We start from the raw sequence: 16135 nt of genomic DNA, 5'->3' as shown, positions 1-16135 counted from the left end.
GTTTTTATTTTCGATAAGACAACTGACTTTCCATGCAGGATAAAACCTGTTACTATTATCTTTAATTCGAGATAAAGAAAGTAGGGATCCGATTGAAGCATATCTATAAGGAAGGTAAAGCTAACCGACCGACGCTTTTACTCTTGCATGGAACCGGAGGAACAGAAAATGACCTGCTCCCGATCGGTAATTTTATCGATCCGGATGCCGGAATCCTGAGTGTCAGGGGCGAGGTTCTTGAAAATGGCATGCCCCGGTTTTTCAGGCGGCTGGCGGAAGGTGTTTTCGACCTGGAAGACTTGGTCAAACGTACGGAAGACCTGAATACATTCATCAATAAAGCTGCAGAAGACTACGGATTCGACCGGAATAACGTGATTGCAGTCGGTTACTCGAACGGGGCTAACATCGCGGCAAGCCTGATGTTCCATTACGCTGATGCCCTGAAGGGCGCAATCCTTCACCATCCGATGGTTCCGGTCCGTGATAAAGGACTTCCGTCATTGGATGGAACATCCGTCTTTATCGGCGCGGGCACCAATGATCCCATCTGTCCGATGGATGAAGCAAAAGATCTGAAGGGCCTTCTGGAAGGGGCGGGGGCAGAGGTCCATGTCCATTGGGAAAACTTCGGTCACTCATTGACCCAGTCGGAAATTCAGGCTGCTGCCGCATGGTATCACAATAAATACTGAGAAAAAGCTCCAGTCCCCGGTCGGGGATCGGAGCTTTTTTAAAATGGGAGGAGTGTCGCTGCCGGACTGGGATCTGCGATAATAGACTCCAGTGATTTCAGCGCAATCGGAAAATAGGGGAAGCCGTAAACATACGGAGTGAGCTCATATAACTGGAAAAACACAGTGAGGGAATGGTCGGCCAGATAGAAGTCCTGGTCAGGTGAAATCGACTCAAACGGTTCAAGAACCGGGACTTCCCATTGTTCGATCCATTCACCGATAAAACCGGACAGCACCTCTGTATATCCGCTGTCCGGTTTAAAAAGATCTCCAAGGCGATATCGCCTTCCGGTGTGGACGTCAAAGGTCAATCCTTTGGCAAGCGTCAGGCCGTGAGCCCCGCCCGTGAAGGAATAGACGACGAGCAGAAGGCTGAGCACGCCCCGTTCATTCGTCTTCACCTCATAGTAGCCGGTCATCTCAACCAGATTTTGATTTCCATAGCCAAGCTGCTGAACAAGCAGAGCGAACTCAGTGACGATTTCCAGATTGATCGCCGTCTGGGCTGATGGATTGGCCAGACCGGTGACCTGCGGATACACCAGATCGATTTTTGGGGTTGCCATACGGATGGGATGGGAAACAATCTGCACAGGGAGTTCGAATGGAATCGGTATCATCCTTTCTGTTTTCTTCATTCCATGCGCAGGGAAAAGTTTAGGTGTCATTCTTTTGTAAGAAGTCTGAAGACGGTGTGTCTTTTCGGGCAGTATAATGAAGATAACAACAGCCTGAAGGGGAGACCGTGATGAAGACAACAACACCGCTGACTGATTTGGAAATTGCAAGCCGTGCCGAGATGAAACCGATCGGAGAGATTGCGGAAAAGGCAGGAATTCCGGAAGAGGCATTGGAACCCTACGGCCGCTTCAAAGGAAAGATTGATGTGGACAAGCTTTCTCCTTCAGAGGCGGACGGAAAGGTCGTGCTCGTGACGGCGATCAGCCCGACTCCGGCCGGTGAAGGAAAGTCGACGGTAACAGTCGGTCTTGCCGATGCATTCTCTCTGCTGGGCGAAAAAACGATGGTCGCCCTGCGGGAGCCGTCACTCGGCCCGGTCATGGGGATGAAGGGCGGAGCGGCAGGTGGCGGCTATTCGCAGGTCCTGCCGATGGAGGATATCAACCTTCACTTCACCGGAGATATCCATGCGATCACGACGGCCAATAATGCTCTTTCCGCATTGATCGACAATCATCTCCATCAGGGCAATTCACTCGGTATTGATCCCAGAAGGATCATCTGGAAGCGGGTCCTGGATATGAATGACCGGGCGCTCCGTCATGTGACCGTCGGGCTCGGCGGCCCGTCAGGCGGCATTCCGAGAGAAGACGGATTCGACATCACCGTCGCCTCTGAAATCATGGCTGTCTTCTGTCTGGCAAAGTCCCTGGATGATCTGAAAGAACGGCTTGCGCGCATCGTCATCGGCTATACGTACGGGAGAGAACCGGTGACTGTCCGTGACCTCGGTGCAGAAGGGGCATTGACCCTTTTGCTGAAAGAGGCGTTTAAGCCGAACCTTGTCCAGACGATCGGGGGGACTCCGGCGCTGATCCACGGCGGCCCGTTTGCCAACATCGCCCACGGCTGCAACTCGCTTGCCGCCACCTTGACTGCGAAACAGCTGGCGGATATCGTGGTCACAGAAGCCGGTTTCGGTTCCGATCTGGGCGCGGAAAAGTTTATGGATATCAAAGCGCGGCAGGGGGATTTTAAGCCGGATGCAGTCGTCATTGTCGCGACCGTACGGGCACTGAAGATGCACGGCGGCATTCCAAAAACAGACCTATCCGCCTCCAATGCGCTTGCAGTCGCCGAAGGACTCCCGAACCTGGCAAAGCATATCGACACGATCCGGGCGTTCGGTATCGAACCTGTCGTGGCACTGAACCGCTTCATCACCGATACAGAGGAAGAAATCGAAACGCTCCTCGGTTTTTGCCGTGAAAACGGTGTGCGGGCCGCGGTAGCCGATGTATGGGCACGGGGCGGTCAGGGCGGTACTGATGTGGCCAGGCTCGTCCTTGAACAAATCGGAGAAGGCAACCAATTCGCCCCGGTGTATGATGAATTGGATGCTTTCGAGGACAAAGTGGCAGCCATCGTGACAAAAGTATACGGCGGAGCAGGGGTGCATTTTACAGACCGTGCACAAAAGCAACTGGCCGAAATCAGGCAGCGGGGCTGGGACATCCTGCCGGTCTGCATGGCGAAGACCCAGTACTCGTTCACGGATGATCCAACAGTCCTCGGACGTCCGGAAGGATTCACGATCACCATCCGTGAACTGATCCCAAAAATTGGGGCCGGGTTCATCGTCTGTCTGACAGGCGATATCATGACGATGCCGGGCCTGCCGAAGGAACCTGCCGCCATGCGCATGGACATTGACCGTGAAGGACATGCGGTCGGCCTGATGTAAAAGTTAAAAAATCGGACCTTCAGTTTTTTCGAAGGTCCGATTTTTCTATTTGGCAGATCAATGTTGCAGGCTTTCCTCGATATACGGCCTGGTGACGGATTTGCTGCTTTTCAGAAGCTCTCCGGGTGGTCCCGTGAAGAGGATATTGCCTCCTGCATTGCCTCCTTCGGGACCCAGTTCAATGAGATAGTCAGCCTGCTTGATAACATCCAGCCGGTGCTCGACCAAAAACAGGCTGTTTCCTTCATCAACGAGCTGGTGAAACAGGTCCATCAGCTTCAGCGTATCATCGGTATGGAGACCTTCTGTCGGTTCGTCCATGATAAAAACCGTCCCTTTCTCATTCAGGTGGCTCGCCAGTTTTACCCGCTGCAATTCACCGCCTGAAAGAGTCGACATCGATTGGTTCAGGCGGATATAGCCGAGCCCGACACGATCCAGAGAAATGAGCTGTTCCTTAAACGGTTCCTCTTCGAAGAAACCGACCGCTTCCTTTACAGACATGCCCATTACATCTGCAATCGACTGTCCGTCCATCCGGTACTGAAGGACTTCCGGGGCATACCGGGTGCCGTCACACACTTCACAGACCGTCTCGATCGGATCCATGAAGTGCATGCCGGTGACGATGATGCCCTTGCCTCCGCATGCAGGGCAGGCCCCCTTGGAATTAAAGCTGAAGAGGGAGGCCGCCTGCCCGGTTTGTCGGGCAAACCGCTTCCGGATGTCATCGGAAATGTTCAGATAAGTTGCGGGTGTCGAGCGGGCCGTGGCTCCGATGGCTTTCTGGCTGATGGAGACGACCGGTCCTGTCCAATCCTGCTCAAACAGCTGCATCAGCGAACTTTTGCCGGACCCGGCCACGCCGGCGACCACTGTGAGCACACCGAGAGGGAAATCGACCGTGACATCATTCAGGTTGTGCAGCGCAGCTTTTTCCAGTCGGTGCCATCCTGCTGGCGTCCGGGGGGTGTCATTCAGCGGAATGGAATGCCGCAGGGACCGTCCGGTAAGCGTATCCGATGCCAGGAGTTCCGGGTAGCTCCCGGTGAATACGACCTCACCTCCATGTTCACCGGCATTCGGACCCATATCGATAATATGATCGGCCAATTTGATGATTTCGGGATGGTGCTCAACAATTAGGATCGTATTGCCGTGGTCTCGCAGCTTCATCAGTGAAGTGCTCAGGCGTCTGATGTCGGAGTGATGAAGACCGGCACTTGGCTCATCGAATACATAAACCATATCGGTAAGCGCGGAGTTGATGTATTTCGCGATCTTCGTCCGCTGCGCTTCTCCTCCTGACAGGGTGCTGACACCGCGGCTGAGCGTCAGGTACCCGAGACCGATGTCGACAAGTGCGCGGAGCCGGAGTTCCAGCTCTTTCTTAAGCTCGTTTGCAATCGGGTCGGTGATGGACCGGATAAACTGGACGGACTCATCTATGGACATTGCCACCACGTCCGCAATGCTATTGCCGTCGATTCTGCAGCTCCGTACTTTTTCGTTGACCCGGGTGCCGCCGCATTCCGGGCACTTGTATGTCGACACCATTTGGTCGAGCAGCTTCTGGTGGCGTTTGCCTTCCTTCTGGGTGATGACGCTCCGGTACATGCGCGGGACAATCCCTTCAAACTTGGCGGATTTGGGCCAGTTAGCCGGCGGGTTCTTCAATTTGATCTGTGGGGAGTAAAGGAACAGCTCCAATTCCTCAGGTGAGTAGTCCCGGATTTTCTTGTCCAGGTCGAACAGGCCGCTGTAGGCATATAGCGCTTCCACCGCCAGGCTCCCGTGGTAAAGGCCGGGAAACTGATGACTCCCTCGTCATTCAGCGACTTATCGAAATCGATCAGCCGGTGGACATCCAGGTCCGTCACTTCGCCGATGCCTTCGCAGCGCGGGCACATGCCCGACGGGTGGTTAAAGGAAAATGCGTCGGAATAGCCGATGAACGGCCGGCCGACACGGGAATAGAGCAGTCGGAGCTGGGCGTAGATATCCGTATATGTCCCGACGGTCGACCGCGAATTTTGGCCGGGCTTTTTCTGGTCGAGGATAATTGTCACGGGCAGATTCTCGATCCTGCCGACCCGGGGCCTTCCGTACTTCGGAAGATACTGCTGGACGAAGCTGGGAAACGTTTCATTCAGCTCGCGTCGGGACTCGGCAGCGATTGTATCCAGGCAGAGCGAAGACTTGCCGGAACCGGAGACACCGGTGAAAACGGTGATTTTCTTTTTTGGCAGGTCCACTGAGACATTTTTCAGATTGTTTTCATTGGCATGGATGATTCGGATGAATTCTTGGCTGACGGATGGCATGACGACACTCCTTCAGGGCAATGTTTATAGATAAAAAGTCCGTTATAGGTACTTTACACGAACGGGAAGGTGATGAAAAATGCCATTTTGCCCCCGAATCTGGCCGGAGGATCCGACTCCTGCAAGTGAACGGGATTGCAGGGAGTGCGGGCTTGACCGGCACGGGACGAGGATGGTATGGGGAGAAGGGAACCCGGAGGCGCCTATAATGGTGATTCTCGACAACCCGGGTGCCCGGGAGGACCGGGAGGGGGATCCGTTTGTCTGCGGAACCCGGCAGACCTTCCAGCAGGCCATCGCTGAAACCGGATTGGACGACAAGCTGTTTTATGTGACCTATATCTTGAAACGCAAGCCGGTCCGGAAATACGACAAGGAACAAGCGAGGGACATTTGCATGCGGCGCCATCTGGACGAACAACTGGGGACTTACCGGCCGGATCTTATCCTCTGCCTCGGAAATGTCGCCGTGCAATCGTTTTTCGGGAACCCCGAACTGGATGTGAAAGGATTGCGGGGCAGTTGGCATAGAGTAAACGGTTATGAGACGACCGTTGCCTACCATCCCTTGGCGGTCAGGCGCCGTCCCAATCTCTATAAACTCTTTCTCGAAGACTTGGCACTTGTCAAAAACAAACTTGAACAGGACTGACCGGATGAACCGAAAAAAACTGTCCGGCAACGCCGGACAGCAATGGAGTCAGATCAGCAGGCCGAAAAGGTAGCTGTCTTTATTCAGTTCTTTATAAGGGAAGCCGAGGGTGGTCATGCGTTCGATCAGGCCTGTGTAGTCTTCGGGATGTTTGATCTCGATGCCGACAATCGCCGGCCCGCTTTCTTTGTTATTTTTCTTTGTGTATTCGAACGTCGTGATATCATCATCGGGACCAAGCACATTGTCCAGGAACTGGCGGAGTGCGCCCGCACGCTGCGGGAAGTCAAGAATGAAGTAGTGGAGGAGCCCTTCATGGATCAGGGACTTTTCCCTGATTTCCTGCATGCGGCTGATGTCATTGTTTCCGCCGCTGATCACACAGACCACGGTTTTGCCTTTGATTTCATCCTTGTATTCATCCAGCGCCGCAATCGGCAGAGCACCGGCAGGCTCTGCCACGATGGCATGTTCATTGTACAGGTCAAGGATAGCCGTACACACCTTGCCTTCCGGAATAGGAAGGATGTCGTCCACATATTCGCTGCAGATCTCATAAGTGAGGGATCCCGGTGTCTGTACGGCAGCCCCGTCGACGAACTTATCGATGGAAGCGAGCGGAGTAACCTGTCCGCTCTCAATGGAAGCTTTCATGCTGGCGGCGCCCGCCGGCTCCACACCGATCATTTTTGTCTGCGGAGAGACATTCTTCATGTAGGTGGCAAGTCCGGACATCAGCCCTCCGCCGCCGATGGATGCGAATACGAAGTCGGCAGGTTCTTCGATGTCATTCAGGATCTCGACTGCGACCGTTCCCTGGCCGGCCATCAGGACAGGATCATCGAACGGATGGATGAACAGCTGGCCGTGCTCCTCTTTATAGGCAAGTGCCTGGGCAGAGGATTCGTCGAACGTATCACCGGTCAGGATGATCTCGACCTGGTCACGGCCGAACATTTTCACCTGGTTGATCTTCTGCTTCGGCGTGGTCTGAGGCATGAAAATCTTGCCTTCGATGCCGAGTTCGGCACATGCATAGGCGACGCCCTGGGCGTGGTTTCCTGCACTTGCACAGACGACGCCTTTTTCGCGGGCTTCGTTCTCGACAGATTTGATCTTGTAGTAGGCGCCCCGGAGCTTGAACGACCGGACGTGCTGAAGGTCTTCGCGCTTGATGTATATCCGGCAGCCGTATTTTTCGGAAAGCCGTTTATTCAGCTGTAGAGGCGTATGTGCAACGACTTCCTTCAGCTTCTGGTAGGCGATCAGAATATCCTCCACGTGGAGCAATTTAGTCCGTTCATTTGTAGCTGGCATCCATAACACGACCTTTTTTTGAAATTGAATGGTTTTATTCTATCACGGATAAAGCTAAATCTCACGGTAATTTTCTAAAGATTCGAGTACAATTATATCTTCAAAAACTAGCCATTATTGCGGAAAGCGCTTGCAAGGTTTCCGGCATTGCCGTACAGTCGGAGTAAACAGCAAAGGGGGCCATGATATGGCGAAGAGGACTATGGAAGAGGCGAGGGAACTTGACCGGCAGGACAGCCTGAAGGATTTCCGGGAAGAATTCTACATACAGCCGGAAACGATTTACATGGACGGAAATTCGCTTGGTCTGATGTCCCGCCGGGCGGAGCGGGCACTTCTGGATCTGATGGATTCCTGGAAAGCGCATGGCATCAATGGCTGGACAGGAGGAGAGCGCCCCTGGTTTTATCTTCCGGAGGAGCTCTCTGCCAAAATGGCACCGTTTGTCGGAGCCAATCCTGAAGAGGTGATGGTGACCGGGTCGACCACCTCCAATCTGCATCAGATCCTGGCCACATTCTTCAGGCCGGAAGGGAAGAGGACGAAGATCCTGGCGGACGAACTCAATTTCCCGAGTGATATTTACGCGATCAAAAGCCAGCTGGAGCTCCGCGGGCTGGATCCAAAAGAACATCTGATCAGTGTAAAAAGCCGGGACGGTCATCTGATCGAGGAAGAAGACATCATCAGCGCTATGTCGGATGAAGTTGCCATTGCAATCCTGCCGTCGGTGCTGTACCGGAGCGGGCAGGTCCTCGACATGCCTTCACTGACGGAAGCGGCACACCGGAACGGCATCCTGATCGGATACGATCTTTGCCATTCGGTCGGTGCGATGGAGCATGACCTTCATGACTGGGGAGCCGACTTCGCATTCTGGTGCACCTACAAATACCTGAATGGTGGTCCGGGTTCAACTGGCGGTTTGTTTATCCATGAGCGTCATTTTGGGGCGGCTCCCGGACTTGCCGGCTGGTTCGGCTCCGACAAGGAAAAACAGTTTGACATGAAACATGACATGACTGCGGCTGTGCATGCGGGTGCTTATCAGGTGGGGACGCCGAACATGTTCAGCATGGCACCGCTTGCCGGCTCGCTGGAGCTTTTCGAAGAAGCCGGCCTTGGACGCCTGAGGGAAAAGTCGCTCGGACTGACGCGCTTCATGATGGACCTGATTGATCAGGAACTTGACGGATATGGCTTCAAACTGGCAAACCCCAAGGAAGATTCCCGGCGGGGAGGCCATGTCTATCTGGAACATGAAGAGGCTGCACGCATCTGCAGTGCGCTGAAAGCGGAAGGTGTCATTCCTGATTTCAGGGCACCAAAAGGTATCCGGCTGGCGCCGGCTGCGCTCTATAACTCATTCGAGGATGTCTATGAAACCATCCGGATTCTCAAGAAGATCATGGATGAGGAAGCGTACAAGAAATTTGAAAACAAACGCGGCATCGTCGCCTGACAAAGGAGGGGCGTGCAATGCCCAAGAAAATTTCTGACCTGAAAAAAGCACTTGAACAGGAAAAGGACATCCATACGGACTTCAGGGAATCGATGACTTATGGTGAATACCTGTCACTTGATCAGATTCTTTCTTCTCAAAAACGGCTGTCCGGGCACCATGACGAGATGCTGTTCATCATCATTCATCAGGTGAGTGAACTCTGGATGAAGCTGATCCTGCATGAGCTCAGGTCTTCCATTGAAGACATCGGAAAAGACGATATGCAGCCGGCGTTCAAGAAGCTGGCAAGGGTCTCGAAGATCCAGTCGCAGATTATCCAGGCCTGGGATGTGCTATCCACGATGACGCCTGCGGAATATCTGGAATTCCGGGACAGCCTCGGCAGGGCTTCCGGCTTCCAGTCCTATCAGTACAGGCTGATCGAGTTCGCGCTCGGCTACAAGTCGGAAGCCATATTGAAAATCTATGAGAAAGACCCGGACGTGCATCGGGAACTGCAGGAGGCCTACCGTGCACCGGGACTGTATGATGCAGCGATCGGAGCGCTGGCAAGAGAAGGTTTCCCGATCAATCCGGAACTGATCAACCGGGACTATACAGTCGTCTATGCCGGTGATCCCACTGTTGCGGCGGCATGGGAAGAAGTATACCGGGATGTCGGCCGTTACTGGGATCTGTACCAGCTGGCAGAGAAAATGGTCGACGTGGAAGACTGGCTCCAACAATGGCGGTTCCGCCATATGAAAACAGTTGAGCGCATCATCGGGTTCAAGAAAGGCACGGGAGGGTCGTCGGGTGTCGGTTACCTGAGGCAAGTACTTGACCACCGGTTCTTCCCGGAACTGTGGGACTTGAGGACGACACTTTGAAAGGGGGAGAAGAGACATGGAGAAAAAAAGATGGATCGATATTACACAGCCGCTCACGAACGATATGGCCCACTGGCCCGGGGACACGCCTTTCCGTTTTGAGCTCGGCGTCACGAAGGAGCAGAGCGGATCGGTCAACATCGGTGAGATCCGGACGAGCCTGCATATGGGGACCCATGCAGACGCCCCGTTTCATTTTGACGGGACTGGCAGGAAATTGCATGAGCTGGACGTCAACACCTATATCGGAAGGGCAAGGGTCATCGATGTGACAGCACACCCATCCCTCGGACGTTCTGAACTGGAAGACTATGACCTGGAAGGGGTGGAGCGGCTTCTCCTGAAATCATCGGAGACGAACAACCCGCTTGTCTTTCCGGAGACATTCATCGAACTCCTGCCGGATATCGGCCCATACCTCAGGGAATTGGGAATCTTCCTTTTGGGCATCGACGTCCCGTCGGTAGACCGGACCGACAGCAAGGAACTTCCGACGCACCATTCACTCGGCGACAACGGCATCCATATCGTCGAGAATCTGATGCTGGCTGATGTTGAACCGGGGGATTATGATTTCATTGCATTACCGCTTGCCATCCATGGCGCTGACGGGAGCCCGGTTAGGGCCGTCATCAAAAAAGCATAAAATCGAACCTGCCGGAAAGGGCATGAAGCACCTTTCCGGCAGGTTTTTTAACGGAAAAAGCCCGAGTGCTCATGAAATAAAAATTTTGTCAACCGGGTTGACGTTGAGAAAAAATTTTTGGTAAGGTTGGAGAATCGGCGTTTCCGGAGGTGTACGGCGGCGAGGCAGAGGAAGGTCAAATTCATCAACCCTGACCAAAACAAAGAACACTAATCAAGAGCGATGTCATTTCCATATGTGCACGGTCGTGCTGCAAGGAAAGAGAACGGCACGTCTCCTGCCGGGGAATCCGGCTGTATTAGTAAAAGGAGAGCAATATGGAAACACATATCCAAGTGAAGAATCCCAAAACGATGGCATTGATCCTGATGCTTGGCGCATTTATCGGCCTGTTCGGCGAGACTGCCCTCAACATGGCACTGACTAACATCATGGACGAGTTTTCGGTCTTCCCGGCAACCGCCCAGTGGCTGACGACCGGCTACCTGCTCGTTTTGGCCATCCTCGTGCCGGTTTCGGCACTTCTCATGAAATGGTTTACGACACGGCAGCTCGTGATAGGCGGGCTCGCTATTTCGCTCGCAGGTGCGTTACTCGCGGCATTCTCGCCGACCTTTGGTATTCTTCTTGCCGGGCGACTCATCCAGGCGATCGGCACGGGCCTTTTGCTTCCGGTGATGCTGAGCGTTGTTCTGCTAATTTTCCCGGTCAGCCGGCGCGGGGTGGTCATGGGGCTCATGGGCCTTGTCATCACGACGGCCCCGGCAGTTGGACCGACCCTATCGGGCGTAATCATCACTTCCCTGGGATGGCCCTATATTTTCTGGATGAGTGCAATCTTTTATGTGTTCCTCATCATTTTCGCGTCACTGAAAATCGTGAACGTCTCGGAAATCACAAAACCCCGCATTGATGTCTTATCGATTCTTTTTTCGACAGCCGGCTTTGGCGGACTGATCTTTGCGCTTAGCACGATGGCTGAGCATTCCTTCACGTCCGTCTATGTATGGGCACCGCTTCTGGTCGGACTGATTGCACTGCTTTTGTTCGGTATCCGGCAGACAAGGATGAGCCAGCCGATGATCAGCCTCTCCGTATTTAAGTATCCGATGTTCACACTCGGAACGCTCATCATGTTCCTCAGCATCCTGATCATCTTGGCAACGGCCATCCTTCTTCCGCTCTACCTGAAGGGGGCACTGCTGTTCAGCGCAGCTGCGGCTGGCCTGATTCTTCTTCCGGGCAACGCGGTGAATGTCATTTTGTCCCCGATTGTCGGATCTCTGTTCGACAAGTGGGGGCCGCGCTACTTCGTCATCATCGGCTTTGTCTTTGTGCTGCTCGGCAATCTTGGGTTCCTGGCATTCCTGTCCGCTTCCACCCCAGCCTGGCAGGTTCTTGTGTCATTTGCAGTGATGTTTGTCGGTCTGACGATGGTCACCATGCCGTCCCAGACAAATGGGCTGAACCAATTGCCACGGACCCTTTACGCGGACGGCTCGGCCGCGATGAATACACTGAACCAGGTGGCAGGGGCTGCAGGGACGGCAGTAGCCATTACCCTCTTCACCGCAGGGCAGGCAGCGTATGGCGCATCGGCTCCGGGTGCAACGGAAGCCGAAGTGCTGACATCCGGTGTAAAATATGCATTCTACTTCACGACAGCCATTTCCGTGATCGGCCTCATTTGTTCGTTGTTCATGAGGTCTTCGGCTGCGGAGACTTCACGGCAAGGCGCTGCACCGGCAACGGATGCCGCAACTTCAAGAAGCTGATTCATAATAAAGACTGCAGATCGGAAAGTATCACTCATCCGGCCTGCAGTCTTTTTATTATGTGTTGTGCTTGTGCCTGCATCAGGGGAACGGCACGATGATCCACCCAAGGATGAAAATCACGGCAATGAAAAACGCCAGGTAAACCGCGATTCCGAGTCCCCAAAAACCAAGTGAACGGCTTTGTCTGTTGGAAAGGGAAATCAGGCCCGATATGAGAATGACCGTTATCCAGAAGGAGAGCTGGCTGGTGATGGGCAGATCATATCCGGACAGCATGGCTATGTTCAGAAGCGCCAGCGCAACGATACCTGCAATGACACTGAACCATCCGAGCACCTGAAAAGATTTAAGTTTTACTTTGTCCAATTCCACAGTTTCACCTCACCCAGTTTCATATGCCGGATCAACGCCGAATCTTTCAGTGCCTCAACCTCTCTCTTCGGTCCGGTGATCACCGCACCGTAAGTGTCAAAGCCGTTTTCCTCAATAAATGCAATCCGTTCCTCGAGTTCCAGGTTTTTATGGGAAGAGACTTCCGCTGCAAGCTCCTCATACGGCTGAATGTCCTTCAGCATCTGAAGGAACGTCTCTTCATGTGACATTGAATCCCGGAAAGGGGACCAGTATGTCCGGTCAGGCTGTACCGGGTAGCCGATCGGTGAAACGACATCCCCATCCGCGCTCAGCATCTCATCCTCGGTTCCGGTGTAGATGGCAGCCCAGACAACATCGATGCCCGGCAACTCACTTCTGACATCAATCACTTGATAGAGGTCATTAAATGATAGGTAGGCTTCGACAACCGTTTCGTCAGGCAGCCCTGCAAGTACCTGCCATTCGTGTCCGCTGTTGAATTCCGGCATCCCTTGCGCAGGGTGTACAAGCCACTGATTGGTTTGAGTCGGGAACTTCGGCGGTGTCCTTTCAAGATTTGAGGTCATTTCCTTATCCACGAGATCGTCAAGCACAAAATGCAGGTCATAACGGCGGATTGGATATTGCTCACCGCCGACTTGTTTGTATTGATCAAATGACAGATCCATTGAGAATAGGGAAAACTCCATATCAAATTCCATTTCTTCAAGAGCGGTATTCGGCTCTGTCAGATAAAGAACTTTGCTGGCGGTATCCATCAGTGTCGTGGATTTGGTTCCGAACGCATAATAGGCAAAAGTCAGCATATAGCTCGTTGGTACGATCAACAGCGCGACAATGATCGGGATCAGAATCAATGTCTGTTTAGAGACAGTCATGGTTTTTGCGTTCACCACCGGTTTCTTTATGTTGCTGTTCTGTTCTTTATAAAACTCCAATCCATCTCCTCCATTTCACGCAATTTCAGTTTCGGCCGCTTTTGTTCATTTTCGGATTCGGTAAATCGGGTTTGGGGAATAGGTCATTGAAGTTACTTTACGGACTCGTTCCTTATCATTAACGTAGTATTTTCTGAAAAGTTCCGGAAATATGGGAATTGACCATTTTTCTATATCCTGCTGGTACAACGTTCTTCTTTTTATACTGCAGAGGGAAGGTTTTACAATAAAAATAATGATTTTGAAGTAAAAGGTAATTGACAATGTCGCTTTCCGTATAATACATTACAAAAGCAGTAAAAAACGGCGAAGGAGGGCCGGCGATACGCCAAAATCGGAAAACAATCAAAAGCGCCTGAGCTGGGGAAATCGGATCACAGCCCCAGCAGACGAGGTGGAGGTTCATCGACAATTCGGCGGATGCCTCCCGACCGCGATGCCCGGTTGTCATGCTTTCCAGCAAAACACACAAGCGATTGTGTGACACAGAGGGGAAAGCCGGCATCAATTTCCGCATACGGGAGCAGGAACTGCCTGCTCGTGCGGAATTAATCCAACTTGTAAGACAGCGCCCACTGTCCGTTTGAAAAACGGAAAACAGGACGCTTATTTGACATTGACTGATAATGGAGGAATTGAATATGTGCGGAATCGTAGGCTACATCGGTGGATCGGATGCAAAGGAAATCTTGTTGAGGGGACTGGAAAAGCTGGAATACCGCGGATACGATTCTGCGGGGATTGCCGTTGCCGGCGAAGAAGGGGTGTCGCTCTTCAAATCTAAAGGTCGGATTGCCGACCTGCGGAGCATTGTGGATGAGTCTATTGAAGCGCAGACCGGTATTGGCCACACTCGATGGGCCACACACGGTGTGCCGAACGTAAAAAATGCACACCCCCATCAGGATGTATCCGGCCGCTTCACGCTCGTCCACAACGGGGTCATCGAGAACTATGAGAAGCTCAGCCGTGAGGAACTTGCTGATGTTCAGCTCGTCTCGGATACCGATACGGAGATTATCGTTCAGCTGATCGCCAAATTGGTATTTGAAGGCATGACCACAGAAGAGGCGTTTGCGGAGACGCTTGCAATGCTTCACGGATCATATGCCATTGCCGTGATCGACGAAGAAGAGCCGGACACCATCTATGTCGCCAAAAACAAATCACCGCTTCTCGTCGGTCTCGGGAAAGGATTCAATGTGATCGCTTCCGATGCGATGGCGATGCTTCAGGTCACTGACCGGTTCGTCGAACTGCATGACGGAGAAATGGTGATTGTCACGAAGGAAAATGTCCAGATCCGCAAGATTACCGGTGAAGCGGTCAGCCGTGAAGCATACAAAGCCGAACTGGATGCCTCGGATATTGAAAAAGGGACCTACCCGCATTACATGCTGAAAGAAATCGACGAACAGCCTGCCGTTCTCAGAAAGATTATCCAAGCCTATCAGGATGAAAACGGAAAGCTTAGCATTGATCAGGAAACGCTCGAAGCAATCAATCGTGCCGACAGGATCTATGTGATCGCTGCGGGAACCAGCTACCATGCGGGTCTTGTCGGGAAGGAATACTTTGAAAAACTTGCAGGTGTGCCGACCGAAGTCCATATCTCCAGTGAATTTGGCTACAACATGCCGCTTCTTTCCGAAAAGCCGCTGTTCGTCTTTATCTCCCAATCAGGGGAGACGGCAGACAGCCGCCAGGTGCTGGTCAAAATCAAGGAACTTGGCTACCCGTCCCTTACTGTAACGAATGTCCCGGGATCCACTCTGTCACGCGAAGCAGATCACACGGTCCTTCTGCATGCCGGTCCTGAAATCGCGGTAGCTTCGACGAAGGCCTATACCGCCCAGGTTGCAGTGCTCGCCATTCTCGCAGCCCTTGCTGCCGGCGAGAAAGGGAATGAGATCGGATTCGACCTGGTCCAGGAGCTTGGAATTGCCGCAAATGCGGTTCAGACGATGATCGTAAGAAAAGAGGAAATGGAAGGCCTCTCCTTTGATTTCCTCGAACTGAGCCGGAATGCTTTCTTTATCGGGCGCGGTCTTGACTATTTTGTCAGCCTGGAAGGCGCACTCAAGCTCAAGGAGATTTCCTATATCCAGGCAGAAGGATTTGCCGGAGGGGAACTGAAGCACGGGACCATCGCCCTGATCGAGGAAGGGACGCCTGTGTTTGCGCTTGCCACACAGGAAGCCGTCAGCCCGAATATCCGGGGGAACGTCAAAGAAGTCGGTGCCCGAGGAGCCAAGTCGTGCATCATCTCGATGGAAGGCATTGAAGAGGAAGGCGACCGAATCGTCATTCCGGCCGTCCATCCGATGCTGACGCCGCTCGTCTCAGTCATTCCGCTCCAGCTGATCAGCTACTATGCTGCCCTTCACCGCGGATGTGATGTGGATAAGCCGCGCAACCTGGCGAAGTCCGTCACCGTTGAATAAACACTGCTGTACAAAGGCTTTTTAGACTCCGGTATATCCCCGGAGTCTTTCTTCATATATGGATCATCCGCCCTTAATCATAAAAGTGCCGGGTTCATATTCATTGGATTCAAATTTGATAGTAATTTGATCTTAATATTATAATAGAAAAGTAAAGGGTCAATC

Annotated in this window: 12 protein-coding genes and 1 pseudogene; 8 read left to right on the top strand and 5 right to left on the bottom strand. The window is 52.8% G+C overall.

The genetic code is table 11. The features are described from left to right. Positions 1 to 92 precede the first annotated feature (92 nt). Positions 93 to 695 carry an alpha/beta hydrolase gene (locus C772_RS09855; RefSeq protein WP_008299642.1) on the top strand — a complete coding sequence of 201 codons (603 nt, stop codon included), beginning with the start codon at positions 93 to 95 and terminating at the stop codon, positions 693 to 695. Positions 696 to 733: 38 nt separating this feature from the next. Here the strand turns inward: C772_RS09855 and C772_RS09850 are convergent, their stop codons facing one another. After that, a complete protein-coding gene (locus C772_RS09850) occupies positions 734 to 1357 on the bottom strand; it encodes a DUF3298 and DUF4163 domain-containing protein (protein WP_035002075.1) in 624 nt (207 codons plus the stop codon). A gap of 128 nt (positions 1358 to 1485) precedes the next feature. Here C772_RS09850 and C772_RS09845 point away from each other — a divergent pair, with 128 nt between their 5' ends. Next, on the top strand, positions 1486 to 3162 hold the full coding sequence (locus tag C772_RS09845; protein ID WP_008299638.1) for a formate--tetrahydrofolate ligase: 1677 nt from the start codon (positions 1486 to 1488) through the stop codon (positions 3160 to 3162). Between the two features lie 57 nt (positions 3163 to 3219). Here C772_RS09845 and C772_RS09840 read toward each other — a convergent pair. Beyond that, positions 3220 to 5486: pseudogene (locus C772_RS09840) on the bottom strand (ATP-binding cassette domain-containing protein). 79 nt (positions 5487 to 5565) lie between these two features. Between C772_RS09840 and C772_RS09835 the strand changes: the two are divergent. Further along, positions 5566 to 6138 carry a uracil-DNA glycosylase gene (locus C772_RS09835; protein ID WP_035002018.1) on the top strand — a complete coding sequence of 191 codons (573 nt, stop codon included), beginning with the start codon at positions 5566 to 5568 and terminating at the stop codon, positions 6136 to 6138. A gap of 48 nt (positions 6139 to 6186) precedes the next feature. Here the strand turns inward: C772_RS09835 and ilvA are convergent, their stop codons facing one another. Next, positions 6187 to 7455, bottom strand: coding sequence for a threonine ammonia-lyase IlvA (ilvA, locus tag C772_RS09830; RefSeq protein WP_008299634.1), 1269 nt, complete (start codon positions 7453 to 7455; stop codon positions 6187 to 6189). Between the two features lie 187 nt (positions 7456 to 7642). Here ilvA and kynU point away from each other — a divergent pair, with 187 nt between their 5' ends. The 4 genes from kynU (at position 7643) to C772_RS09810 (ending at position 12210) form a co-directional block, all read left to right on the top strand. After that, positions 7643 to 8917 (top strand): kynureninase, encoded by a 1275-nt coding sequence (gene kynU, locus C772_RS09825; RefSeq protein ID WP_008299633.1) that lies wholly within the window; start codon positions 7643 to 7645, stop codon positions 8915 to 8917. A gap of 17 nt (positions 8918 to 8934) precedes the next feature. Next, positions 8935 to 9789 carry a tryptophan 2,3-dioxygenase gene (gene kynA, locus C772_RS09820; RefSeq protein WP_008299632.1) on the top strand — a complete coding sequence of 285 codons (855 nt, stop codon included), beginning with the start codon at positions 8935 to 8937 and terminating at the stop codon, positions 9787 to 9789. A gap of 16 nt (positions 9790 to 9805) precedes the next feature. Beyond that, positions 9806 to 10435 (top strand): arylformamidase, encoded by a 630-nt coding sequence (gene kynB, locus C772_RS09815; RefSeq protein ID WP_008299630.1) that lies wholly within the window; start codon positions 9806 to 9808, stop codon positions 10433 to 10435. 317 nt (positions 10436 to 10752) lie between these two features. Further along, on the top strand, positions 10753 to 12210 hold the full coding sequence (locus C772_RS09810; protein WP_008299628.1) for a DHA2 family efflux MFS transporter permease subunit: 1458 nt from the start codon (positions 10753 to 10755) through the stop codon (positions 12208 to 12210). Between the two features lie 81 nt (positions 12211 to 12291). Here C772_RS09810 and C772_RS09805 read toward each other — a convergent pair whose 3' ends face one another. Further along, entirely contained in the window at positions 12292 to 12585 is a 294-nt protein-coding gene (locus tag C772_RS09805) for a hypothetical protein (protein ID WP_008299626.1), read from the bottom strand. After that, the gene (locus tag C772_RS09800; RefSeq protein ID WP_008299624.1) at positions 12567 to 13526 is read right to left on the bottom strand and encodes an anti-sigma factor; all 960 of its coding nucleotides are present in this window, start codon (positions 13524 to 13526) and stop codon (positions 12567 to 12569) included. Before C772_RS09800 ends, C772_RS09805 begins: the two co-directional genes overlap by 19 nt. A gap of 641 nt (positions 13527 to 14167) precedes the next feature. Here C772_RS09800 and glmS point away from each other — a divergent pair. After that, positions 14168 to 15970 carry a glutamine--fructose-6-phosphate transaminase (isomerizing) gene (gene glmS, locus C772_RS09795; RefSeq protein ID WP_008299623.1) on the top strand — a complete coding sequence of 601 codons (1803 nt, stop codon included), beginning with the start codon at positions 14168 to 14170 and terminating at the stop codon, positions 15968 to 15970. Positions 15971 to 16135 lie beyond the last annotated feature (165 nt).

The sequence above is a fragment of the Bhargavaea cecembensis DSE10 genome, assembly GCF_000348905.1.
Classification (GTDB): Bacteria; Bacillota; Bacilli; order Bacillales_A; family Planococcaceae; genus Bhargavaea; species Bhargavaea cecembensis.
This window is presented reverse-complemented; position numbering and strand designations above follow the sequence as displayed.

Excerpts from the sequence above, each read along its gene's own strand:
- kynU (WP_008299633.1), top strand. The coding sequence starts at position 7,643 with ATGGCGAAGAGGACTATGGAAGAGGCGAGGGAACTTGACCGGCAGGAC.
- kynB (WP_008299630.1), top strand. The coding sequence starts at position 9,806 with ATGGAGAAAAAAAGATGGATCGATATTACACAGCCGCTCACGAACGAT.
- C772_RS09845 (WP_008299638.1), top strand. The coding sequence starts at position 1,486 with ATGAAGACAACAACACCGCTGACTGATTTGGAAATTGCAAGCCGTGCC.
- C772_RS09850 (WP_035002075.1), bottom strand. The coding sequence starts at position 1,357 with ATGATACCGATTCCATTCGAACTCCCTGTGCAGATTGTTTCCCATCCC.
- C772_RS09810 (WP_008299628.1), top strand. The coding sequence starts at position 10,753 with ATGGAAACACATATCCAAGTGAAGAATCCCAAAACGATGGCATTGATC.
- C772_RS09835 (WP_035002018.1), top strand. The coding sequence starts at position 5,566 with ATGCCATTTTGCCCCCGAATCTGGCCGGAGGATCCGACTCCTGCAAGT.
- kynA (WP_008299632.1), top strand. The coding sequence starts at position 8,935 with ATGCCCAAGAAAATTTCTGACCTGAAAAAAGCACTTGAACAGGAAAAG.
- ilvA (WP_008299634.1), bottom strand. The coding sequence starts at position 7,455 with ATGCCAGCTACAAATGAACGGACTAAATTGCTCCACGTGGAGGATATT.
- glmS (WP_008299623.1), top strand. The coding sequence starts at position 14,168 with ATGTGCGGAATCGTAGGCTACATCGGTGGATCGGATGCAAAGGAAATC.